At 72.7% G+C, this 22165-nt stretch carries 20 protein-coding genes; 5 read left to right on the top strand and 15 right to left on the bottom strand.

The window, feature by feature from the left end:
* The first annotated feature begins 108 nt into the window (after positions 1-108).
* Positions 109-504, top strand: a complete 396-nt coding sequence (locus SJY07_RS17370; RefSeq protein ID WP_380160795.1) for an ATP-binding protein — start codon at positions 109-111, stop codon at positions 502-504.
* A gap of 9 nt (positions 505-513) precedes the next feature.
* Here SJY07_RS17370 and SJY07_RS17365 read toward each other — a convergent pair whose 3' ends face one another.
* The 9 genes from SJY07_RS17365 to SJY07_RS17325 all read right to left on the bottom strand — a co-directional run bounded on the left by SJY07_RS17365 (position 514) and on the right by SJY07_RS17325 (position 10697).
* Positions 514-1338, bottom strand: a complete 825-nt coding sequence (locus SJY07_RS17365) for a hypothetical protein (protein WP_380160793.1) — start codon at positions 1336-1338, stop codon at positions 514-516.
* 90 nt (positions 1339-1428) lie between these two features.
* Positions 1429-2316, bottom strand: coding sequence for an ABC transporter permease (locus SJY07_RS17360; protein ID WP_380160791.1), 888 nt, complete (start codon positions 2314-2316; stop codon positions 1429-1431).
* The gene (locus tag SJY07_RS17355) at positions 2313-3206 is read right to left on the bottom strand and encodes an ABC transporter permease (RefSeq protein WP_328292977.1); all 894 of its coding nucleotides are present in this window, start codon (positions 3204-3206) and stop codon (positions 2313-2315) included. The genes SJY07_RS17360 and SJY07_RS17355 overlap by 4 nt, the downstream gene beginning before the upstream one ends.
* Positions 3206-4381, bottom strand: a complete 1176-nt coding sequence (locus tag SJY07_RS17350; RefSeq protein ID WP_380160788.1) for a spermidine/putrescine ABC transporter substrate-binding protein — start codon at positions 4379-4381, stop codon at positions 3206-3208. The genes SJY07_RS17355 and SJY07_RS17350 overlap by 1 nt, the downstream gene beginning before the upstream one ends.
* 26 nt (positions 4382-4407) lie before the next feature.
* Positions 4408-5538 carry an ABC transporter ATP-binding protein gene (locus SJY07_RS17345; protein WP_380160786.1) on the bottom strand — a complete coding sequence of 377 codons (1131 nt, stop codon included), beginning with the start codon at positions 5536-5538 and terminating at the stop codon, positions 4408-4410.
* Complete coding sequence (locus SJY07_RS17340) at positions 5535-7220, bottom strand: amidohydrolase (protein WP_380160784.1); 1686 nt, start codon at positions 7218-7220, stop codon at positions 5535-5537. The genes SJY07_RS17345 and SJY07_RS17340 overlap by 4 nt, the downstream gene beginning before the upstream one ends.
* A 181-nt stretch (positions 7221-7401) precedes the next feature.
* Positions 7402-8763, bottom strand: a complete 1362-nt coding sequence (locus tag SJY07_RS17335) for an NAD(P)/FAD-dependent oxidoreductase (protein ID WP_380160782.1) — start codon at positions 8761-8763, stop codon at positions 7402-7404.
* Positions 8760-10154 (bottom strand): aspartate aminotransferase family protein, encoded by a 1395-nt coding sequence (locus tag SJY07_RS17330; protein ID WP_380160780.1) that lies wholly within the window; start codon positions 10152-10154, stop codon positions 8760-8762. Before SJY07_RS17330 ends, SJY07_RS17335 begins: the two co-directional genes overlap by 4 nt.
* Before the next feature lie 75 nt (positions 10155-10229).
* Positions 10230-10697, bottom strand: coding sequence for an Lrp/AsnC family transcriptional regulator (locus SJY07_RS17325; RefSeq protein ID WP_380160778.1), 468 nt, complete (start codon positions 10695-10697; stop codon positions 10230-10232).
* A gap of 96 nt (positions 10698-10793) precedes the next feature.
* Between SJY07_RS17325 and SJY07_RS17320 the strand changes: the two genes are divergently transcribed.
* On the top strand, positions 10794-12176 hold the full coding sequence (locus SJY07_RS17320; protein ID WP_380162394.1) for an NAD(P)/FAD-dependent oxidoreductase: 1383 nt from the start codon (positions 10794-10796) through the stop codon (positions 12174-12176).
* Positions 12177-12187: 11 nt separating this feature from the next.
* On the opposite strand, the gene SJY07_RS17315 is transcribed toward SJY07_RS17320, so the two are convergent.
* A complete protein-coding gene (locus tag SJY07_RS17315; protein WP_380162392.1) occupies positions 12188-14149 on the bottom strand; it encodes a primary-amine oxidase in 1962 nt (653 codons plus the stop codon).
* Positions 14150-14293: 144 nt separating this feature from the next.
* Between SJY07_RS17315 and SJY07_RS17310 the strand changes: the two genes are divergently transcribed.
* Positions 14294-15820 carry an APC family permease gene (locus SJY07_RS17310; protein ID WP_380160776.1) on the top strand — a complete coding sequence of 509 codons (1527 nt, stop codon included), beginning with the start codon at positions 14294-14296 and terminating at the stop codon, positions 15818-15820.
* A 1-nt stretch (position 15821) separates the two neighbouring features.
* On the opposite strand, the gene SJY07_RS17305 is transcribed toward SJY07_RS17310, so the two are convergent.
* Together SJY07_RS17305 and SJY07_RS17300 are read right to left on the bottom strand one after the other, a co-directional pair.
* Positions 15822-16919, bottom strand: coding sequence for an N-acetylglucosamine-6-phosphate deacetylase (locus SJY07_RS17305; RefSeq protein ID WP_380160774.1), 1098 nt, complete (start codon positions 16917-16919; stop codon positions 15822-15824).
* Positions 16916-17956 carry an SIS domain-containing protein gene (locus tag SJY07_RS17300; protein WP_380160772.1) on the bottom strand — a complete coding sequence of 347 codons (1041 nt, stop codon included), beginning with the start codon at positions 17954-17956 and terminating at the stop codon, positions 16916-16918. Before SJY07_RS17300 ends, SJY07_RS17305 begins: the two co-directional genes overlap by 4 nt.
* 97 nt (positions 17957-18053) lie before the next feature.
* Here SJY07_RS17300 and SJY07_RS17295 point away from each other — a divergent pair, with 97 nt between their 5' ends.
* Positions 18054-18977 carry a MurR/RpiR family transcriptional regulator gene (locus tag SJY07_RS17295; protein ID WP_328292989.1) on the top strand — a complete coding sequence of 308 codons (924 nt, stop codon included), beginning with the start codon at positions 18054-18056 and terminating at the stop codon, positions 18975-18977.
* On the opposite strand, the gene SJY07_RS17290 is transcribed toward SJY07_RS17295, so the two are convergent.
* Positions 18917-19807: an AraC family transcriptional regulator gene (locus SJY07_RS17290; protein ID WP_380160770.1), complete on the bottom strand. Its 891-nt coding sequence runs from the start codon at positions 19805-19807 to the stop codon at positions 18917-18919. The genes SJY07_RS17295 and SJY07_RS17290 overlap by 61 nt on opposite strands.
* A 101-nt stretch (positions 19808-19908) precedes the next feature.
* On the opposite strand from SJY07_RS17290, the gene SJY07_RS17285 reads away from it, so the two are divergent.
* Positions 19909-20412, top strand: a complete 504-nt coding sequence (locus tag SJY07_RS17285; protein WP_380160768.1) for an AAA family ATPase — start codon at positions 19909-19911, stop codon at positions 20410-20412.
* Between the two features lie 24 nt (positions 20413-20436).
* Here the strand turns inward: SJY07_RS17285 and SJY07_RS17280 are convergent, their stop codons facing one another.
* Both SJY07_RS17280 and SJY07_RS17275 read right to left on the bottom strand, forming a co-directional pair.
* Positions 20437-20985, bottom strand: coding sequence for a GNAT family N-acetyltransferase (locus tag SJY07_RS17280; protein ID WP_380160766.1), 549 nt, complete (start codon positions 20983-20985; stop codon positions 20437-20439).
* A complete protein-coding gene (locus SJY07_RS17275; RefSeq protein ID WP_380160764.1) occupies positions 20972-22135 on the bottom strand; it encodes an enolase C-terminal domain-like protein in 1164 nt (387 codons plus the stop codon). The genes SJY07_RS17280 and SJY07_RS17275 overlap by 14 nt, the downstream gene beginning before the upstream one ends.
* Positions 22136-22165 lie beyond the last annotated feature (30 nt).

The following is a 22165-nucleotide window of genomic DNA, read 5'->3' as shown; positions in this document are numbered from 1 at the left end:
CACCTCCGCGGGGACGCTCCTGGTTCCGCGGGTTCGCGGTTGGGTAGTCTCCGCCCGACCCGGGAGGAGGCACCGTGCCGCTGTTCGTCCACGATGCCCGGCCCCCTCGTGCCTGAACCCCGACGCCTGATCCTCGACGCCGAGACCTCGGCCGTCCCTCTCGCGCGGCACTGGGCCTCGGAGGTCTGCAGCGGACAGGGCCTGCCCACCGAGGCGCTCGGGGTCCTCCAGCTGCTCGTGACGGAAGCCGTGGCCAACGCCGTGGAGCACGGCAGCGGACCCATCACCGTCGAGGTCGGCGCCCTCGGCCGGGGTGTGCACGTCACCGTGCACGACACCTGCCCCGACCACCCCGTCCTGCGCCACGTCGGTGCCATGGCCACCGGCGGTCGCGGCGTCGCGCTGATCGACCAGCTCGCCACCGGCTGGGGCGTGGCAGAGCAGCCCGAGGACGGGAAGACCGTCTGGTTCGACGTGGCCGCCGACGCCGAGTGGCCGACCTGAAGCTCGCTCTCAGCTGCGCTGCAGGCCCTGCCGGACGTCGTCCCGCAGGTCCACGACGTCCGGCGCGGGCAGTTCGACGCGCCGCTCGCTCGACGGGACGAGCACCACCGGCGAGCGCAACGTCCTGATCGGCATCGCCCGTACGCTCGCAGCCGCGACCACGACGAGGTCGCCCACCGTGAGGCGCTGCGGGACGACCTCCCCCACCGACCCCTCGGTCACGTCGGCCCGCACGGGACGAGCCGTGGCGGCGGACAGCACCGCGCGGACGGCCTGGTGGCGACCCGCGGCGACGAGGTGGGCGCGACGTCGTTCGACGTCGCTGGGCCGGGTCGCGATGGAGCGCGCCTGCCACGTCGTCAGCAGGCGCAGCGGGAGGTCACCGCCCCGCTCCAGCGCCCACTCGCTCACGGCGGCGTCCGTCGAGGAGACGATCAGCAGCCGCCGGGGGGCCGTGAGGACGGCCTGCGGGCCGACGAGGACGACGGCGGCGGGGCTGCGCGGCAGGACCACGCTGAGGACCTTCCCCGTCCCGGGACCGATCGGGGCCACCTTCCGCCCGCACCCGAGGACCAGTTCCGCACTGTCGGCCGCCGCCCGCAGGAGGGCGCTCGCCGGGTCGCCGGTCGTGACGGTGACGTCCACCTCCGGTTCCCGGCCCGGGACCCGGCTCAGCTCCTCGGCGAGGAGGGCGTCCAGTTCACCCGGTCCGGCCGCGGCTCCGGAGGCCAGCACGACGTGCAGCGGGTGCGCGGTCGCCGCGCAGTCCTGGACCGCCCAGCGCAGCGCCCGCCGGGACGCGCCGGACCCGGAGAAACCCACCGTCGTGCGCATGCGCCGCCTCCTCGCGGTCGGACCGCGACGTCAGTGCGGTACCACCCCCGATGGTGCCCCGGTGAGCCCGTGCGCACAACGTGTGACCACTCACCCACCCGCCATCGTGCGGGCGATGTCGGAGGCGGAGTCACCCGATCGGCGCAGGACCAACGCCACGACGCCCAGGGCCACCAGGGTCAGCAGCAGCAACAGGGTGGAGACGGCGGCGATCTCCGGTCGGAGACCGGCCCGCAGGGCCGAGAACACGTAGACCGGCCACGGACTCGCCCCGGGCAGCGACACGAAGCTGGCGACGATCGTGTTGTCGAGGCTCAACGTGAAGGCCATCAGCCCACCCGCGAGGACCCCCGGTGCGGCCAGCGGCAGCGTGACGTCGCGGAACCTGCGCCACGGGGTGGCGTAGAGGTCCGCGGCGGCCTCCTCCAGCCGGGAGTCCAGCCCCGAGACCCGGGCCCGCACGATGAAGGTGACGACGGCCGTGGAGAGCACCGAGTGCGCGATGACGAGCCGGGCGATCCCGTCGCCGAACAACGGCAACCCGGCCTCGGTGTTCAGCGAGACGAACCACCCCAGCAACGAGATCGCGTCCATGATCTCGGGGGTCACGAGGGTGAGGCCCAGCAACAGGGTGAGCAGCGCCGTCCAGCGCCCCGCACGACGCGCCAGCGCGAGGCCCGCCAGCGATCCGATGACCGCCGACAGCACCGCGGCGCCCAGCGCCGACTCCAGCGACGTCACGACGGCGGCCCGGATCACCGGGCGGTCCAGTCCCGCGACGTAGGCGTCGAACCCCGCCCCCTGCCAGGAGGTCAGCAACCGCCCGGTGTTGAAGGAGTAGACGACGATGACGACGATCGGCAGGAACAGGAACGCCAGGACGAGCACGCCCCAGATCCCCAGCACCGTCGCCGACCCCGACCGGCGCCGCCGCCGCGCGGGGGGAACCCCGACCTCCGCCGGTCGCTCGTCGATCACGCCGTCACCCCCTCGAGGTCGACCCGGCGCGAGGCGCGCACGACGCGGCGCACCACGAGCAGCACGGCCGCCGTCAGCAGGACGGTGCCCCCCGTGAACAGCACGAGGACCACGGCCATCGCCGACCCGAGGGCCCAGTTCTGCGCGGTCTGGAACTGGCTCGCGACCAGCTGCCCGACCATGTTCCCCTTCGCCCCGCCCAGGACGGTCGCGGTGACGTAGTCACCCATCAGCGGGACGAACACCAGCAGGCAACCCGACGCGATCCCGGGGAACGCCAGGGGCAGGGTCACGTCGGCGAACGTGCGCCACCGCCCGGCGCCGAGGTCCCGGCTCGCCTCGCGCAGGGCCTGGCTCGTCCGCTCCAGGGCGACGTAGACGGGCAGCAGCATGAGCGGCAGGTAGTTGTAGACGACCCCCAGCTGGACGGCGCCGCGGGTGTAGAGGACGTCCAGCGGACCACCACCGATCGCCTGCAGCGCGGTCGAGAACGGTCCTTCCGGGGAGAGCGCGATCTGCCACCCCAACGTCCGGACGAGGAAGTTCGTCCAGAACGGCACCAGGACGAGCGCCAGCAGCAGACCGCGCCAGCGGGCGGGGACCTTCACCGCGAGCCAGTACGCGAACGGCAGCGCGACGACGAGGCAGATCAGCGTGCCGACGACACCGATGCGCAGGGTGTTCCAGAACGTCCGCAGGAACGACCCGCCCAGCGCCTCGCCGTAGCGGTCGAGGGACAGGACGTCGTTGGCGTGGGTCCCGAACAGCCCGGGTTTGTAGCCGAAGCTGTACCAGACGACCAGGGCGACGGGCGCGACGAAGAACCCGAGCAGGAACACCCAGGCGGGCAGGGCCAGCGCCCCGTGGGGGGCCCGGAGCCGGCGCAGCATCAGGACCCGGCCGCCGCGCGGATCGCGTCGAGGATGGCGACGATGCTGTCGTGCTTCTCGGTGATCCGGCTCGCCGTCAACCGGTCCACGACGTCCTGGCTGGGGAAGACGAGTTCCGGACGGTCGAGCCCGGCCGCCGTGGCCTTGGCCTCGATGTCGGTGAGCGCGGTGTTGTAGCCGATGTAGAGGACGTCCTTGACGGAGTTGTCGACGTCGAGCATGAAGTCGATGAAGGCGTAGGCCGCGTCGGGGTGCTCCGCCCCGGCCGTGATGCACCAGTTGTCCATCCAGAGGTTCGCCGTCGGCGTCGCGTACACGAACTTCCACTTGTCCGGCTCCTCGGAACCGTCCATGCCCAGGCGGGCGTCACCGTTCCAGCACTGCATGAGGGCGTACGTCGACTGCGCGATCGCGCTGCCACCGGGGTTGGACTCGAAACCCTTGAGGTTCGGGGCCAGGTTCGCGACCATCCAGTCCTTGCAGGCCGCGATCTCCGCGTCGTCGGTGGTGTTCGGGTCGATCCCGTTCGCCGCGAAGTACATCGAGGTGACCTCCCAGGGGTCCTCGAGGATGGAGGTGTTCCCCTTGCCCTCCTTCTGCGCGGCGTCGAGGAAGTCGGCCCAGGAGACGAGGTCCCGGCTGATCACGGTGGTGTCGTAGACGAACCCCGTGGTGCCCCAGTCCTTCGGCACCGAGTACTTGTTGTCCGGGTCCCAGCTCTGCCCGAGGTAGGCCGGGTCGAGGTTGCCGAAGTTCTTCAGCTTGCCGTGGTCGAGTTCGGCCAGCAGGCCGTTGCTGGACATCTGCGGGATGTAGACCCCCGTCGGCACGACGATGTCGTACCCGCTGGCCCCGTTGGCGGCGACCAGCTTCGCGAGCATCTCCTCGTTGGACCCGTAGCTGTCGACCTGCAACCGCGGACCGGTCTCCCCGAAGGCCTTCAGGACGTCCGGATCGTCGTAGTCCGCCCAGCTGTAGACGTTCAGGCTGTCCTCGACCTTCCCGTCGACCGAGGTGCCGGCACTGCCGGAACTGTTCCCACCGCAGGCGGCCAGGGCGGCGCTCGACGCCAGCGCGGTCAGGACGCTGCGGCGGCGGGCGAGGGTCCGCCCGACGCGTTCCGCGGTCGCGGTCGGGACGAGGACGGACGCGGCAGGTCGATCGGTGCGGGACACGGGGGCTCCAGGTTCTGGGATCGGTCTCAGGCGGGGAAGACGTGGACGTTCTCGGGCGCGAAACCGCACCACACCTCGACCCCGACCTCGGCGGTGGCGGGTCCGGCGGCCCCGCGGGGAGCACGGGCGAGGAGCTCGATCCCCGAAGCGGTCACGACGACGCGCTGGACCACGTCGCCGAGGTGGGCGACCCCGGCCAGGCGCCCACGGACCCGGTTCGGGGTCGTGACCGGCTCGGTGGTGCCGACGTGCAGCGACTCCGGCCGCACCGCAGCCAGCACCGCCGTCCCGGCGGCGAGGTCGCCCGCGCGGGAGCTCGACAGCGTCGCGTCGGCGCAGTGCAGGACGCCGGGCTGGACGACCGTCGCGGGCAGGAAGTTCTGCTTGCCGATGAACCCGGCGACGAAGGCGCTCACCGGTTCGGCGTAGATGTCCTCGGGTGCCCCGAACTGCTGGATGCGCCCGTCGAGCATGACCGCGATGCGGTCGCTCATCGACAGCGCCTCCTCCTGGTCGTGGGTGACGAACACGAACGTCGTCCCCAGCGAGCTCTGCAGGAGCTTCAGCTCGACCTGCATCTCCTCCCGCAGCTTGCGGTCCAGCGCCGAGAGGGGTTCGTCCAGCAGCAGCACCTGCGGCCGGTTGACCAGGGCCCGGGCGAGGGCGACCCGCTGCTGCTGCCCGCCGGAGAGCGCGGCCGGGGCCCGGGTGGCGAAGGCGCTCATGCGCACCATCTCCAGCGCCTCGCCGACGCGGCGGCGGATCTCGTCCTTGCCGGCTCGGCCGGCTCGGCCCCCCGCCCGGCGCTGACGCAGCCCGTAGGCGACGTTCTCGGCGACGCTCATGTGCGGGAACAGCGCGTAGGCCTGGAACACGGTGTTGACAGGTCGCCGGTGCGCGGGGAGCCCCAGCACGGACGACCCGGCGATGGCGATGTCCCCCTCGTCGGGGTCCTCGAAACCGGCGAGCATCCGCAGCAGGGTCGTCTTTCCGCACCCGGAGGGCCCCAGCAGCGAGAGGAACTCCCCCGACTCCACGGCCAGGTCGACCCCGGCGACCGCGGTCGCGGTGCCGAAGCGCTTGACGATGCCGGTGAGGGTGACGGATCCTCCGCCGACCCCCGTGAGGGACGCCGTGTCCGGGGCCAGGACGCTCACAGGACTCCTCCGCTGGTCAGGTTCTTCTCGTGCACGGGACGGCCCCCGACGAAGGTGTGGTCGACGGCGACCTCCCAGAGGTCGACGGCGTCGACGGCGAAGGGGTCGGTGCTGCAGACGGCGAGGTCCGCCACCGCACCCGGTGCGATCGACCCGGCCCCGGTGTGGCGGTTGATCCAGGCCGATCCGGCGGTGTAGGCGGTGAGGGCCTGCGTGAGGGTGAGGGCCTGGTCGGGCAGGAACGGTTCCCCCGGTTCCCCCGGTGGGGTGCGGTTCACGGCGACGTGGATCGCCTGCCAGGGATCGGGGGTGGACACGGGCCAGTCCGAGCCCATGACCAACCGCGCCCCGGCCCGCAGGAACCCCGCGAAGGGGTACTGCCAGGAACTGCGTTCGGGGCCCAGGAAGGGGACGGTGAGTTCCGACATCTGCGCGTCGTCGCAGGCCCAGAGGGCCTGCGCGTTGGCGGCGACGTCGAGCGCGGCGAACCGCGCGACGTCGTCGGGGTGGACGACCTGCAGGTGCGCGAGGTGGTGGCGACCGGTGCCCGCGGCCCGACGGGCCGCGTCGACCGCGTCCAGGGCGTCGCGCACGGCCCGGTCGCCGATGACGTGCACGTGGACGTCGAAACCCGCGGCGTCGAGCGCCGGGACGGCGGCCAGCAGGAGGTCCCGGTCGAGGTAGGACAACCCCTGTTCACCGGTGCTGCAGCCGCAGCCGTCGAGGTAGGGCGCCAGCATCGAGGCCGTGCGGTTCTCCGCGACGCCGTCCAGCATGATCTTGATGCTCGTGGTGACGAACCGGTCCGACCCGAGTTCCGCCGTCCGCGCGGCGACGGCCTCGCGGTGGGCGGCGAACCCCGCGACCAGGGCGGCGACGTCGGCGACGGTGTGCCCGCGGGGCCACCAGAGCGCCCCCACGACACGAGCCGTCAGGGTTCCGGCGGCCACGGCGTCGAGGTAGACGGGAGTCGTGTCCTCGTGGCCGGCGTAGGCACCGACGATCGCGTCCTGCCACCCGGTCACGCCGACGGAGTGGAGGTAGCGCTGGCCCTCGGCGAGGCCGGCGGCGAGCTGGTCGCGGGTCACCGGGGGCAGGTGCCGGGAGACGAGGTCCATCGCGCCCTCGTGCAGGGTTCCCGTCGGGGTGCCGTCCGGGTCGCGTTCGATCCGGCCGTCGGCCGGGTCGGAGGTGTGCGCGTCGACACCGGCCAGTTCGAGGGCCCGCGAGTTCACCCAGGCCCCGTGGTGGTCGCGGTTCAGCAGGAACACGGGCCGGTCGGGCACCACCCGGTCGAGGTCCTCGCGCCGCGGGGTCCCGCCGGGGAAGTCGGCCATCGCCCAGCCGCCGCCGGAGATCCACTCCCCCGGGTTCTGCGCGGCGAACTCGGCGACCCGCCGCAACGCGCCGTCCGGTCCCGACGTCGCCGTCAGGTCGCACCCCAGCCGTTCCAGCCCGCCCATGACGGGGTGGACGTGGGCGTCGGTGAAACCGGGCAGGACGAGCCGCCCCGCGAGGTCGAGGGTTTCCGCCGCCGCTCCGACCGCCGCCCGCACGTCGGCGTCGCTGCCGACGGCGACGACCCGTCCCCCCGAGACGGCCACCGCGGTGGCCGTCTCGTGGAGCCCGGTCCCGGTGAAGACCCGACCCGAGTGCAGGACGAGTTCTGCGCTGTCCCTCATGGACCGGAACGTACAAGCAACTCGTCGCTGTGACAACGGATTCGATGTTTCGATCGTGTTGCCACCACGGATTCCGCTCCCCTCGTCCCGGGATCAGGCCCTCGTCGACACCAGACGGAGTTTCACCTCGCCGTCGACGGACTTCCCGTGGCGGACCTCGAACGAAGGTTGCGCGGAGGCGTCAGTGCGCGGTGAGGCGGGCCAGGGCGCCGGAGAGCGGTGTGGGACGGTTCAGGACGTTCTCCGCGGCGTCGGCGGCGCGCGCGACGAGCAGGCCGGCGTTCACGCCGAGCCAACGCAGGGGTTCCGGTTCCCACCGTGGCGAGGTGTGGTTGAACCAGGGCAACCGCACCAAGTCGGAACCGGTCCCGGTCACGGCGTCGGCGAGCGTCCGCCCGGCGAGGTTCGTCGTCGCGACCCCGTCGCCGACGTAGCCGCCGGCACTCCCGAGCCCGGAGGCCGGGTCGTGGCGGACCGCGGCGTGCCAGTCCCGGGAGATCCCGAGCGGGCCGCCCCAGGCGTGGGTGAAGCGCGCCCCGGCCACGGCGGGGAACATGTCGGCGAGCGTGCTCCGCAGCCTCCGGAACACGGTCTCGTCCCCGTCGAACTCCGGACGTACGGAGGAGGCGAAGTGGTACGGCGCACCCCGTCCGCCGAACACCAGCCGGTCGTCGGCGGTGCGCTGGCCGTAGACGATCACGTGGCGGAAGTCGGAGAAGGTCTCCCCGCCGGACAGTCCGACCTCGTCCCAGAACGGTGCGGGCAGCGGTTCCGTCGCCACCATGAGCGAGTACACCGGGACGACCTCGCGCGCCGCCCCCGGCAGTCGCGGGGTCCACCCCTCCGTCGCGCGCAGCACGTGCCGCGCCCGGACGACCCCGCGGTCGGTGCGGACCGCACCGGGCGAGAGGTCGAGGGCGCGGGTGTGCTCGACGATGCGCCCGCCGCGGCGTTCGAGCGCCGCGGCCAGGCCACGGGCCAGTCGCAACGGGTGGATGCGGGCGCAGTCGGGGGTGTGCGTCGCTCCGAGGGCGCGGGTCATGCCGACGGTCTTGCGGGTCTCCTCGGCATCGAGCAGGCGCAGGCCCTCGAGCGACCCGCCGGCCTCGTCCTCGGCGACCTCGGCCGTGGCGCGGGCGAGCTGCGGAGCGCTGCGGGCGACGACGACGGTCCCCCCGCGCCGCCAGTGGCAGTCGATCCCCTCCTCCCGCACGACCCGCTCGACCTCGTCGAGGATTCCGCGCATCGCGGTGCGCATCGCCTGCGCCGCGACCGGTCCGTGGTCACGGGTCATCCGCTCGACGCCCTGCGGCAACAGGGCGGAACACCAGCCGCCGTTGCGACCGCTGGCCCCGAACGCCACCGTCTCGGCCTCCACGACGAGGACCTGCAGGGTCGGGTCGCGGCGCAGCAGGTAGTAAGCGGTCCACAGGCCGGTGTACCCCGCGCCCACGACGCACACGTCGACCTCGGTGTCCCCGTCCAGCGGGGACCGTTCCGGGGCCTCCGGGGCGGTGTCGGCCCAGAGCGAGCGGACCCTCACAGGCGCTTCCCCGCCTCGTCGAGGACCGAGCGCAGGCGCCGCTCGATCTCGTCGAAGTCGCTCGGACCGATGATCAGCGGGGGCGCCAGCTGGATGACGGGGTCGCCGCGGTCGTCGGCCCGGCAGTAGAGGCCGGCCTCCCACAACGCGGGGGAGATGAACCCTCGCAGCAACCGCTCGGCCTCGGCGTCGTCGAACGTCTCCCGGGTCTGGCGGTCCTTCACCAGTTCGATCCCGTAGAAGAACCCCGCTCCGCGCACGTCCCCCACGATCGGCAGGTCCAGCAGCTTCTCCAGGGTGGAGCGGAAGAGCGGCGCGTTCTCGTGGACGTGCTGGACGAGTCCCTCGCGTTCGAAGATGTCGAGGTTGGCCATCGCGACGGCCGCCGACACCGGGTGCCCACCGAAGGTGTAGCCGTGGGCGAAGCTGTCCTCGTCGCGGCGGAAGGGTTCGAAGATGCGGTCCGAGGCGATGACCGCCCCCAGCGGGGAGTACCCGCTGGTGAGTCCCTTGGCACAAGTGATCATGTCGGGGACGTAGTCGAAGTCCTTGCAGGCGAACAACTCCCCGATCCGGCCGAACGCGCAGATCGTCTCGTCGCTGACCAGCAGGACGTCGTGCTCGTCGCAGATCTCACGCAGACGCTCGAAGTACCCGGGTGGCGGCGGGAAGCACCCACCGGCGTTCTGCACGGGTTCCACGAACACCGCGGCGACGGTGTCGGGGCCCTCGAACTCGATGGCCTCCCCCACCCGGTCGGCGGCCCAGCGCCCGAACGCCTTCGGATCATCGCGCAGGTGCTCCGGAGCCCGGTAGGAGTTCGTGTTCGGCACCCGGAAGGTGCCGGGCACCAGGGGCTCGAACTCCGCCTTCACCCCGGGGATCCCCGTGATGGACAGCGCGCCGTGCGTGGTGCCGTGGTAGGCGATCGAACGGCTGACGACCTTGTGCTTGCCGGGCTTGCCGACGCGTTTGAAGTAGGCCTTGGCCAGTTTCCAGGCCGTCTCGACGGCCTCGCTGCCGGAGGTGGTGAAGAACACCCGGTCGAGGTCGCCGGGTGCCTCGTGGGCCAGGCGCTCGGCGAGGTCGACGGCCGCCGGGTGCGCGTAGGACCACAGCGGGAAGAAACCCAGCGTCGAGGCCTGCCGGGCGGCGGCCTCGGCGAGTTCGGTGCGCCCGTGCCCGACCTGGACGGTGAACAACCCGGCGAGGCCGTCGATGTACTCGCGGCCGTGCTGGTCCCAGATCCGCGCGCCCTCGCCGCGGACGATCATCGGGACCTCCTCGCCCCGCTCGTAGGGGGCGTGGCGGGTGAAGTGCATCCACAGGTGGTCGCGGGCGGCGGCGGAGCGCTCCGTGCCGCGCGGGGTCGTCGCGGGGAGGCTGGACATGCCCGGAGACTAGGCGCTCAGCCCGGCCCCGACAAGGGATTCAGTCGTCGAATCGAAGACGAACGACGGATCCCGTCAGCGAGTACCCCAGTTGTAGAGCTGTTTGCGCAGCTTGAGGTAGACGAAGGTCTCCGTCGCGACCACGCCGGGGATGGCCCGGATCCTGGCGTTGATGAGCTCGAGCAGGCCGTCGTCGTCCTCGCAGACGACCTCGACGAGGATGTCGAAGGAGCCGGCCGTCACCACGACGTAGTCGATCTGGGCCAGCTCGGCGAGGCGGTCCGCGACGACGCGGGTGTCCCCCTCGGCGCGGATGCCGATCATCGCCTGCCGGGCGAAACCGACCTGGACCGGGTCGGTGACGGCGACGATCTGCATGACCCCACCGTCGAGGAGGCGCTGCACCCGCTGACGCACCGCCGCCTCGGACAACCCCACGGCCTTCCCGATCGCCGCGTAGGACATCCGTCCGTCCTCCTGCAGGACCTCGATGATCCGCTTGGAGACGTCGTCGAGAGCGGGGGCGGGAAGGCGGCTGGACACCGGGTGAGTCTACGGGCCACACCCTGCACGGTCAGGGGTTCCCCCTTGTCCGACCGGCCGGGGAACGGTAGAACTCCCGAGGTGCCGTTCCTCTCGATGAGTTCCCCGGCCGTCGACGACGCTCTGCGCCACGCCGCGAGCACCCCCTTCTGGCTGGACGACCCCGGCCGCCCGGACCCGGAACCCGCCCTGCGCGGGAACTCGACGGCCGAACTCGTCGTCGTCGGCGGCGGCTTCACCGGGCTGTGGACGGCGTTGCGCGCCAAGGAACGCGACCCCGACCGCAACGTGCTGCTCCTGGAAGGGGCGTGGACGGGCTGGGCGGCGTCGGGTCGCAACGGCGGGTTCGTCTCGGCGAGCCTCACCCACGGGCGCAGCAACGGGGAACTCCACCTGCCCGACGAGGTGGACCGGCTCGACGAACTCGGGCTCGCGAACCTCGACGCCCTCGGCAAGTCCGTCGCGCAGTACGGCTGGGTCTGCGACTACGAACGCACCGGTGGCCTGTCGGTGGCGACCGAGCCGTACCAGGTCGACGAGCTGCGGGGGCGGGACGGTTTCCTCGACACCGCGGCCGTCCGGGACCAGGTGAACTCCCCCACCTACCTGGCGGGGGTCTGGACCCCCGAGGACACCGCCCTGGTGAACCCGGCCCGCCTGGTCTGGGAGCTGAAGCGGACCTGCCTCGACCTCGGGGTCCGGATCGCCGAGAACACCCCGGTGCGGGCGATCCGCTCCAACCGGTCGGGGGTGTCGGTGCAGACGACGTCGGGAACCGTGCGGGCCCGCCGGGTGGCGTTGGCCACCAACGTCTTCCCGGCCCTGCTCCGGCGATACCGGCTGCACACCATCCCGGTCTACGACTACGCCCTGGTCACCGAACCCCTCTCCACCGCCCAGCTCGCGGAGATCGGCTGGCAGAACCGGCAGGGCATCGACGACCTCGGCAACCGGTTCCACTACTACCGGTTGACCGCCGACGACCGCATCCTGTTCGGCGGTTTCGACGCCGTCTACCACTACGGACGGTCGCTGTCCTCGGAGCACGACCAGAACCCGGAGTCGTTCCGGACGCTGGCCTCGCACTTCCAGCAGACGTTCCCGCAGCTCGAGGGGCTGGGGTTCACCCACGCCTGGGGTGGGGCGATCGACACCTGCACGCGGTTCTTCCCGTTCTTCGGCACGGCCCACGACGGCCGCGTCGCGCACGTCGCCGGCTACACGGGCCTCGGGGTCGGCATGACGCGGTTCGCCGCGGACGTCCTGCTCGACCTGCTCGCCGCCGACGAGCAGGGCCCCACCGAGCTCACCGAACTCGAACTCGTCCGGCGCACCCCCGTCCCGTTCCCGCCGGAACCCCTCGCCTGGGCCGGGGTGGAGGCGACGACCCTGTCGTTGGCCCACGCCGACCGGCACGAGGGTCAGCGCAACGTGTGGTTGCGGGCCCTCGACCGGTTCGGTCTCGGCTTCGACTCCTGAACCCCGACGGCTCAGGGTTTGCCGGTGGCGGGCGGGTGGCAGTGCCCGGACGGGCTCCGCGGCAGGTCGAGGGTGGGGTTGCGGTCGAAGAACCCCGACGGGGTCAGCGAGAACGAGACGACGTCCACGGGCATGACCGGCCAGTCCTCGGGACGGGGAACGTGGTGGATGCCGAAGACGTGCCAGAGCACGACGTCGGTGTCCACCAGCGGTTCGTCGTCGGCGGTCCAGCGGGTCATCCCGAGGTCCTCGGAACTCTGCGTCGGGTGGTCACCGGCCGGCCACAGCTCGTCGTCGTGGTGGCGGGTGACCCACACGTCGTGCCCGATGACGGGGGCCCGCAGGAACTGCGGCGCATCGGGTGCGAACAGGTGTGGCAACGCGTTCGGGGTGTGCAGGGCGTAAGCCGTCGGGGTCCCCAGGGAGTTCCGCCGGTCGGAACTCACGACCTTCCAGACCCGCTGGCGCTGCCAGTCGACGTCGCGGCCCGCCTCGCGCTCGGAACGGACCGGTGTCGCGGTCGTCGCGAGCGCGAGCCCGTGCGGGTTGTCCGGGCCGGTCGCCACGACGTGGGTGTCGACCTCGTGCACCGTCGTTCGCTGGCCGTCGACGTCGAGGTCGAGGCGGGCGACGAGGAAGTGCTGGTGGATCGGGGCGTAGGTCCGCTGGTCGACGAGGGTTCCCGTCGACGGGGTGGCGGCCCCCTCCGGCAACGGGGTCGTCACCATGATCCCGGTCGCTCGCACCTCGCACTCGATCGTGCCGTCGAGGTAGAGCCGCCAGTAGACGAGGTACTCGTAGTTCGCGACGGTCGCGTGGAAGGAGACGACCATCCGTCGCGACCGGCGGACCTCCGCGCCGGCGTTCTCGTCGACGTGCTTCCACAGGACGCCGTCGTCCTCCTCGTGCAGGCAGATCGCCTGCGGCACGGAGTACGGCTCCCCCCGGGAGTCGGAGAGGACCGCGTCGAGGTAGCGGATCTCCCCGAGGCAGTCGCAGCCCAGTTCGAGCGAGGTCGTCATGTACCCGAGGCCCCACTCGCCGATGTCGTAGGCCGTGCGGCGGCGGTGGTCGAAGCTCGCGTCGCGGTAGGGCACGACCATCTCGGCGAAGGACAGGCGGTAGCCGATCTCGCGTCGCCCGCTGCCGTCGTCCCAGGCGAGCTGGTGCAGGACGAGCCCCTCGCGGTGGGTGAAGCCGAGCCGCAACGACCACTGCGCCCAGCGGAGCTCCCCGTCGTCGGAGATCGTGAACGACGGGCCGTCCGGTTGGGTGATCTCCAGGGGCTGCAACGGTTCCCGCGGGACGAGTCCGGGGACGAGTTCGGGCACGTACTCCCCCATCACGGGGGCCGCCGGCGCCGCGACGTCCTCGTCGACGGACAGCAGTTCGAACGTGTTCACGTCGACGACGAACTTGAGCCCGCTCACGGGGTGGGCGTAGGGGTTCCCGTTCGGGGTCTCGCGCACCCAGACGTCGACCCACCCGAGGCGGCGGTCGCGCCACTGCGGGGGCATGACGGCCGCGCCGTAGGTCCAGGTGTCGAGCAGGACCAGGGACAGGTCGGTGATGCCCCGCGCCGCGAGCGCCGCGATCACGCGGGGTTCCGCGATGAGCGCCTCGGCGACCTCGTGGAACTCGTCGAGGGTGAAGTTCGGCGTGATCCCGGGCAGGTGCTCGAACCGTTCGACCACCCCGCCCTCGAGCTCGACCAGCACGTCGTAGGTGCGGTTGTCGGCGCGGTCCCAGACCGTGGAGCGCGCCCGGCGCTCGACGGGGTCACCGGGCTCCCAGGCCAGCACCCGTTCCTTCGGCGGTTCCGCCAGCACGACCCCGGCGAAGCGCATCGAGGGGGTCAGGCGGCTCTCGGCGCGGAGCACGTCGAGGTTGCGGCGGAACTCCTCCTCGCGGAGGGGGGTGAGCGGGTGCGCAGGCACGTCGGGGTCCTCCTGGGCGGGGCGTCGGAGCCACAGTGTGACCGCATCCCGCACCCCCTACAAGCTCGACCGGCGTTCTCCGTCGCGTGCCTCCCGGTTCACCACGGATTCCGTGGTGAGACCCCCTGGGACTGCTAGTGTCTCCGGGTTCTCGACCCTGAAAGCCCGCAAGGAGCCCCCGTGGCAGCAACCGACCACCCCACCGCCGCACCCTCCGGGAAGGGCCTGCAGTCCGGCGCCCTGGGGTTGTGGGGCAACACCGTCATCGGCCTCGGCGCGACGGCACCGGCCTACAGCCTGGCGGCGACGCTGGGGTACGTGGTGCTCGCGGTGCACGACAAGGCCCCGGCGATGTTCCTGGTCGCGTTCGTCCCGATGCTGCTGGTCGCGATCGCCTACCGCGAGCTGAACCGCGCCGCTCCGGACTGCGGGACGACGTTCACCTGGGGCACCAAGGCGTTCGGGCCGTGGGTCGGGTGGATGGGCGGCTGGGGGGTCGCGGTGTCCGCGATCATCGTGCTCGCCAACGTCGCGGAGATCTCCGCGGTCTACACGCTGCGCCTGCTCGGCCTGGACGCCGCGTCGGAGAACCTGTTCGTCCGGGTCGGCCTCGGCCTGGCGTTCATCGTCGGGATGACCTGGGTCAGCTACCGCGGGATCACCATCTCCGAGCGGATCCAGAACGTGCTGATCCTCGTGCAGTTCGCGGTGCTGGGGATCATCTCGATCGGCGCCCTGTACCTGGTCTACTCCGGCGGGGCGGGCGCCCAGGCGGTGCATCCGTCGTGGGACTGGTTCAGCCCCTTCGGCGTGAGCGGTTCGGCGCTGGCCGAAGCCGTCATCCTCTGCATCTTCATCTACTGGGGCTGGGACGCCTGCCTCGCGGTGAGCGAGGAGACGAAGGACTCCGACCGGACCCCCGGACGGGCCGCGCTGCTCGCGACGGTGATCCTCGTCGTGACCTACGTCCTGGTGGCCGTGGCGGTGCAGGCCTACGCCGGTTTCGGGACGAGCGGCATCGGGCTGGCGAACGAGGAGAACGCCGACGACGTCCTCACCCTGCTCGGCGACCCGGTCGGCGGGGCGGTGATGTCGGGGTTGCTGCTGTTCACGGTCGCGATCTCGGCGGCCTCCTCGACCCAGACGACCATCCTGCCGACGGCGCGCGGGACGTTGTCGATGGCCGTCTACGGCGCTCTACCGCAACGGTTCGCGAAGGTGCACCCGAAGTTCAGGACGCCGTCCTTCGGGACGGTGGTGATGGGGGCCGCGGCCGTCGCGTTCTACCTCGTCCTCAGCCTGGTGAGCCAGAACGCCCTGCAGGACTCGATAGCCTCGCTGGGGCTGGCCGTCGCCTTCTACTACGGCATCACGGCGTTCGCCTGCGTCTGGTACTTCCGCCGCACCCTGAACCGGTCCGCCCGGGACTTCCTGCTGCGGGGTCTGCTGCCCGCGCTCGGCGGGATCGCGATGCTCTGGGCCTTCGTCCAGAGCTGCGTGGACATGCTCGCCCCGGACTACGGCTACACCCAGTTCGGCCCGCTCGGCGGAGTGTTCGTCATCGGCGTCGGCATGCTCGTGCTGGGCGTCCCGCTGATGCTGCTCTGCGCAACCCGCCTGCGGGCGTTCTTCCGCGGCGAGACCCTCGACGCGGACACCCCGATCCTGGTGCCGGAGACCGGCGAGCCCCCCATCGGCGGCCTCTGAGTCAGAGGACGCGCTGGAGGGTCAGGTCGGCGTCGAGGACGACGGCTCCCCCGCGGGCACCGGGTTCCAGGTGCCCGACGTCGGTGCGGCCCAGCACCCGGGCGGGGGTGGAGGTCAGGGCGGCGAGGGCGTCGTCCAGGTCGATCCCCGCGGTGAGCACGGCGAAGCGCAGCGCGCGGTCGAGGGTCAGGGTGCTGCCGGCGATCGAGCCCCCCTCGACGAGGCGGGCGACCCCGTCGACGACGTCGACCTCCAGGTCCCCCAGCAGGTAGCGACCGTCCGCGGAACCCGTCGCGGCCATGGCGTCGGTGACCAGGGCGACGCGGCCCCGGCCGGCCCGGTGCGCGGCGAGCGACACCACGAGCGGGTCGAGGTGCACCCCGTCGGCGATGAGTTCGACGGTGACGCGGTCGTCGTCCAGCAGCGCCCCGACCGGGCCGGGGGCACGGTGGTGCAACGGCGGCATCGCGTTGAAGAGGTGCGTGGCGAGGCTGACCCCGGCGTCGACGGCCCGTCGCGCCGTGGCGGCGTCGGCGTCGGTGTGCCCGATGGCCGCGACCGCTCCGGCCGCGACGATCCGTTCCACGGCAGCCAGCCCACCCGGCAGTTCGGGGGCGAGGGTGACGACGCGGACCAGCCCCGTGCCGAGCAGGCGGTCCAGGTCGCCCGGCTCGGGCTCCCGCAGCAGCGACGGGTCGTGCGCCCCCTGGTGCAGCGGGCTGAGCCACGGCCCCTCGAGGTGGACCCCGGCCAGCACCCCCTCGGTGACGAGGTCGGCGTAGGCGTCGAGGGTGGCGGCGAGGTCGTCGACCGGGCGGGTCACGAGGCTGGCGACCAGCGTCGTGGTGCCGTGCGCGCGGTGCACGGCGGCGACGGTGCGGGCGTCCTCGAGCGAACCCCCGAAGCTCGCCCCGCCCCCGCCGTGGCAGTGGACGTCGACGAAACCGGGGACGACGTGGGCGCCGGTGACGACCTCGTCCGCCGCGGGCGCGGGACCCGTCCCGGCCGCCACGACCTCCCCCGCCCGCAGCAGCACCCACCCGTCGGGGACGACCCGTCCCCCGGTGTGGACCGTCCCCCGCGCGAGGACGGTGCTCACCGGGTCTCCGTCACCTTGCGCAGCCCGCGCGGCGCGTCCGGGTCGAGACCGCGGGCGACCGCCATCTCGAGGGCGAGGCGTTGCAGCGGAACGATCTGCACCACGGGAGCGAGGTCCTCGGGCATCCCGGCCGGCAGGTCGAGTCGGACGGTCGCGTCCGGGGCGCGGCCGGCGGGGGCAACCGCGCAGACGTCGGCGCCCCGGTCCTTCAGGGCGTCGAGGACCGGCGCCATGGCGTCCCCGCCGGGACCTTCGGCCACGATCGCGATGACGGGCCGGTCCGCGTCGACCATCGCCAGCGGGCCGTGCATGAGGTCGGCGGCGGAGAACGCCTGGGCGGAGAGGTAGCTCGTCTCCATGAGCTTCAGCGCGGCCTCGCGCGCCGTCGGGTAGGAGTACCCGCGGGCGGTGACCACGAGCCGGTCGACGAAGCGGTAGCGCGCGGCGACCTCGGGGACGTCCGGGCTGGAGACGGCTCGTTCCAGGAACTGCGGCAACGCCTTCGCGGGCGTGAGGTCGCCCCCGCGCCAGGTCGTGATCAGCAGCCACAGCGTGAGGAGCTGGGCGGTGTAGCTCTTGGTCGCGGCGACGGCGAGTTCCGGTCCGGCGTGGACGTCGAGGTGGTGCTCGGCGGCGGCGGCCAGCGGGGAGGACGGGTTGTTGGTGACGGCGAGGGTGATCGCGCCGGCCCGACGGGCCGCGGCGGTCGACTCGACGAGGTCCGGTGACCCGCCGGACTGGCTGATGCTGATCCACAGCACCCCGCGCAGGTCGGGGGTCGCGCCGTAGACGGTGAGCGTCGAGGTGGAGGTCAGCCCGCAGGGCAGCCCGAGCCCGACCTCGACGAGGTACTTCGCGTAGAGGGCGGCGTGGTCACTGGTGCCGCGCGCGGTCAGCAGCACGGCCCGCGGGGCCGCCTCGCGGATGAGGCCCGCGAGGCGCGCGATCTCCCCCGTTGCGCTGGAGAGGATCCGGTCGGCGACGGCCGGCTGTTCGGCGATCTCGGATCGGACGAGGTGTCCCCGGGGGGTGCTCACGCGCTGCTCCAGTTCCGTGGTGCTGACGATGAAGGAAGTTGACACGACCGTAGCCGTTCGTGAAAGTCAGTGCCAGACCCCTGCTGGACGGAGCTCCGTGACCGACCCCGCGCACGCCCCGACGACCGACCCGACGCACGACGCGACGACGCTGCACGCTCGCCTGCTCTCCGCGCTGCCCTCGGCGACGGCGTCCGCGGCGCGCGTCCTGCGGGAACTGCTCGACGACCCCGCGGGCGCCGCCCAGCTGACCGTCACCGAGCTCGCCCGCCGGGCCGCCACGAGCGAGGCGACCGTGGTGCGTACCGCACGGTCCCTGGGTTTCCCCGGTTACCCGCAGCTGCGCCTCGCCCTCGCTGCGTCCGGCGCCGCCCACGAACCCGCCGCCCTGCTGACCGGTTCGCTCGAGGACTCCGCCGACCTCGCCACCGTCGTCGCGACGCTGGCCGCCGTCGAGACCGAGGCGATCACCGCGACCGCCCGCACGCTGGACGTCGTCGCCCTCGCCGCGGCCGCCGACGCGGTCCACACCGCGCGGGTCGTCGACTGCTACGGCATCGGCGCCTCGGGCCTGCTGGCCGCGGACTTCGACCACAAGGCCGCCCGGGTCGGTCTCCTCACCCGGCTGCGCACCGAGGGGCACGGCGCCCTCGTCAGTTCCGCCCTGCTGGAACCCGGCGACACGGCCCTCGTCGTCAGCCACTCGGGGCGGACGGTCGACGTCGTGACCGCCGCCCGGCAGGCGCGGGACCGGGGAGCCACCGTCGTCGCGGTGACGAGTTCGGCGGGTTCGCCGCTGGCCGGGTACGCGGACCACACGCTGGTCGCGACCGGGCGGGAGACGGCCTACCGCGCGGGGGCGATGGCGAGCCGCGCGAGTTCCCTGCTCGTCCTCGACTGCCTGTACGTGGCGGTCGTGCAGCGACTCGGGAGTTCCGCCACCGCTGCGCTGCAACGGACCTACCGCGCCGTCGAGGGACCGCGGTCGGCCGAGGGCGGGCGACCGGTCCGTCGCCGGTAGGCGGCGCTCAGGCTGAACGCGTCGGCGTAGCCGACCTCGCGGGCGATGGCGGCGATCGTCCGGTCGCCGGTCCGCAGCAGTTCGGCGGCGAGGTCGAGGCGGTGGGCCCGGAGGTAGGCGATCACCGGCTCCCCGGTGAGACCGGGGAAACGCCGCGCGAGGGACGCCCGGGAGACGCCCACCCGACCCGCGAGCTCCCCGACGCTCCACTGCCGAGCGGGATCGCCGTGCAGGAGTTCCAGCACCGGACCCACCACGGGATCGGCCACCGCCGCGAGCCACCCGGTGTCGTCGCGCGACCGGAGCACCGTGATGACGAGGAGGTCCACGAGACGGTCGAGGACGGCGTGCTGCCACGCCCCTTCCCGCACCGACTCCGTGGTCAGGAGTTCCCGCAGCGCCGGTGGTGCGGGAGCCCGCACGACCGCGGGGAGGGCGGCGAGGACACGCCGATCGAGGACGTCACCCGTCGGGTAGGTGGCGTGGACGACGAGGGTCTCCACCCCCAGCGCGGTCCCGTAGCTGCGGGCCTGGTCCAGGCGCCACCGGTCGCCCGCCGCGACCGCGGGTTCACCGGGTTCCCGACTCCGCCCCGGACCCTCGACGACGACCCCGGGCAGGGTTCCCCGGGCGTCCCGGAGTTCGTGCGGGCCGCGGACGAGCAGCACGTCGCCCGGTTCGACGACCTCCCCGGCGCACCCGGCCGCACCGCGGACGAGCACGTGGACGGTCAGTCCCGCGTCGCCGACGAACCGCATCCCCCACGGTTCCGCCAGGTAGGAGAGCGAGACGTGCGTGCGGGCCCTCCCGCCGAGCAGATCACCGAGCACTCCTGCACCGTAGACGCCGGAACATGCCCGTGAGCACCGGGAACCTGTCGCTCCGTCCCGTGGAGAGGTGGACTGGGTCCCGGGAACCTGAGGAGGGAACGATGCTGATCGTCCTGTCCGGCCTGCCCGGCAGCGGGAAGACGACCGTGGCCCGGGCACTGACCGCCCGCGCGGGCGCGGTGCACCTGCGGATGGACACCGTGGAGCAGGCCCTCGTCGACTCCGGCCGCGAGACCCACCCCGTGAGCCCCGCCGGGTACTACGTCCTGCGCGCCCTGGCGGGCGACCTGCTGCGCCAGGGACACACCGTGGTCGCCGACAGCGTGAACCCGCTGCCGATCACACGGGAGATGTGGCGAGAGGTCGCGCGCGAGGCCGGCGTGGGGTTCCGCGAGGTCGAGGTCGTGTGTTCCGACGTCGCGCTGCACGAACGGCGGGTGCGCGAGCGCGTCGGTGACATCGCGGGGTTGCCGCTGCCCACCTGGGAGGACGTGCAGGCCGTGGAGTTCGAGCCGTGGGACGGGGTCCGGCTGGTGGTCGACACCGCGACGGAGGCGGTCGCCGCGGCCGTCGAACGCGTGCTCGAGGGGTCGGCCCGACCGTGACGGGTGGCGGAACGTCTCTCGTCCTCAGGGGCGGAAGACCATCAGGAGGGTCTCGCGTCCCTCGTCCTCACCGCGCTCCCCCGTGGGCACGAAACCCGCCCGTTGCCAGGCGGCGATCGCCCGGGCGTTGTCCACCCCGGGGTCGACGGTGAGGGTTCCCCAGCCGGAACGGGTCAGCCCTTCGGCCAGGGCCCGGGCGACCCGGGGGCCCGTCCCCCGACCCTGCGCGTGCGCGGCCAGGAACATGTCGAGGCCGGCAGTGCCGTCGGGGTCGCGCCAGGCCTGCAGCAACCCGACCGGCTCGCCGTCCCGGAGCACGAGGTGGACGACGACGTCGGGGGCGCGCGCTCCGGTGTACTTGCGCCGGACCTCCGCGAGCGGCACCGGTTCGCCGCCCCACCAGCGGTGCACGTCCGGGTCCGCCAACCACCCGGTGATGAGCTCGGCGTCCTCGGACGTGCTGAGCCGCAACCCCTCACCGCCCACGACCAGCGACTCCGGGTGCGGCCAGAGTCGGGACGGGTCCGCGGGACTCGGTGCCCGGCCCGTCCCGCGTTCCTCACCACGTCGCAACGGTGTGCCGTTCCACGTGCTCCAGGTCCAGGTCGTCGCCGAGGCCAGGGGTTTCGGGCATGGCCACGAACCCGTCGGCGTCCATCGGGTCCACGATCGAGTTCAGGTGCGGTGGGACCCGGTCGTAGTCCAGGTGCGGGTGCAGCAACCCGCGCTCGTACCAGCGACCGTTGCCCATCGCGCCGAGCAGGGCCAGGTTCGCCGATCCCGGCCCGTGGATCTCGCAGTCCATCCCGAACGCCTCGGCGACGTGCACGGCCTTCATCGCCGCACCGATGCCGGCCCCGTTGGAGGCCCCCACGCGGAGGATGTCGCACGCCCCGGCGACCGCCCACTCCGCACGGACGTGGAACGTCCCGAACGCCGTCTCGGGCCCGACGACCGGGATCTCCAACTGGTCGGCGAGCCAGCGGTAGGACTGCATCGAGGACTCCTCCATGGGTTCCTCGTACCAGGCGAAACCCAGCTCCTGGATGGCCCGGCCCAGGGTGAGCGCCTCCACCCGGGAGTACCAGTGGTTGGCGTCGAGCATCAGGGAGACGTCCGGCCCCACCGCGTCGCGGACGGCGGTGCAGGCGGCGATGTCCCGCCGGACGTCGGGAGCCCCGGGGACGGGCGGCATCCAGGTGTGGAGTTTGATCGCCGGGTACCCCTGGTCCAGGAGCTGCACCGCGAACTCCCCGTACTCCTGCGGGGAACTCAGCCCGCCGGGGACGTCGTCGCCGCACATCGTGCTGCCGTAGGCGGGAACCCGGTCGCGGACCCCGCCGAGCAACCGCCACACGGGCATCCCGGTCCGCCGTCCGAGCAGGTCCCACAACGCCTGGTCGACGGTGCTGAGGGTCCGGTCCAGCAGCGCGCCGTGGGTGCCGCGTCGACGTTTCGCCAGCTCGTACCAGAGCCGGTCGCGCTGGTACGGATCCGCCCCGAGCAGGACGGGCCGGACGTGCTGCTCGACCAGGGAACGTTCCACGGCGAAGGAAGGAGCTGCGAGACAACGACCTTCGACCCCGTCGCTGTCCCGGACCGTCAGCAGCGCGGCCGTCGTCGTGCGCCCGGGGCCGGGGTGGGCGTGACCGTCGCTGTCGACGTGCAGCCGGGTCTCGGTCTCGAAGACCCGGACCGAGACGTCGGTGATGCTCGTGGGCACGGGGTGCCTGCCTCCTCGCAGCGTGTGCGA

This window comes from Kineococcus sp. R86509, from assembly GCF_042466365.1.
Classification (GTDB): domain Bacteria; phylum Actinomycetota; class Actinomycetes; order Actinomycetales; family Kineococcaceae; genus Kineococcus.
This window is presented reverse-complemented; position numbering and strand designations above follow the sequence as displayed.

Bases quoted from the DNA above. Each gene is read 5' to 3' on its own strand.
- SJY07_RS17365 (WP_380160793.1), bottom strand. From the start codon at position 1,338: ATGCGCACGACGGTGGGTTTCTCCGGGTCCGGCGCGTCCCGGCGGGCG.
- SJY07_RS17355 (WP_328292977.1), bottom strand. From the start codon at position 3,206: ATGCTGCGCCGGCTCCGGGCCCCCCACGGGGCGCTGGCCCTGCCCGCC.
- SJY07_RS17340 (WP_380160784.1), bottom strand. From the start codon at position 7,220: ATGAGGGACAGCGCAGAACTCGTCCTGCACTCGGGTCGGGTCTTCACC.
- SJY07_RS17330 (WP_380160780.1), bottom strand. From the start codon at position 10,154: ATGTCCAGCCTCCCCGCGACGACCCCGCGCGGCACGGAGCGCTCCGCC.
- SJY07_RS17320 (WP_380162394.1), top strand. From the start codon at position 10,794: ATGAGTTCCCCGGCCGTCGACGACGCTCTGCGCCACGCCGCGAGCACC.
- SJY07_RS17285 (WP_380160768.1), top strand. From the start codon at position 19,909: ATGCTGATCGTCCTGTCCGGCCTGCCCGGCAGCGGGAAGACGACCGTG.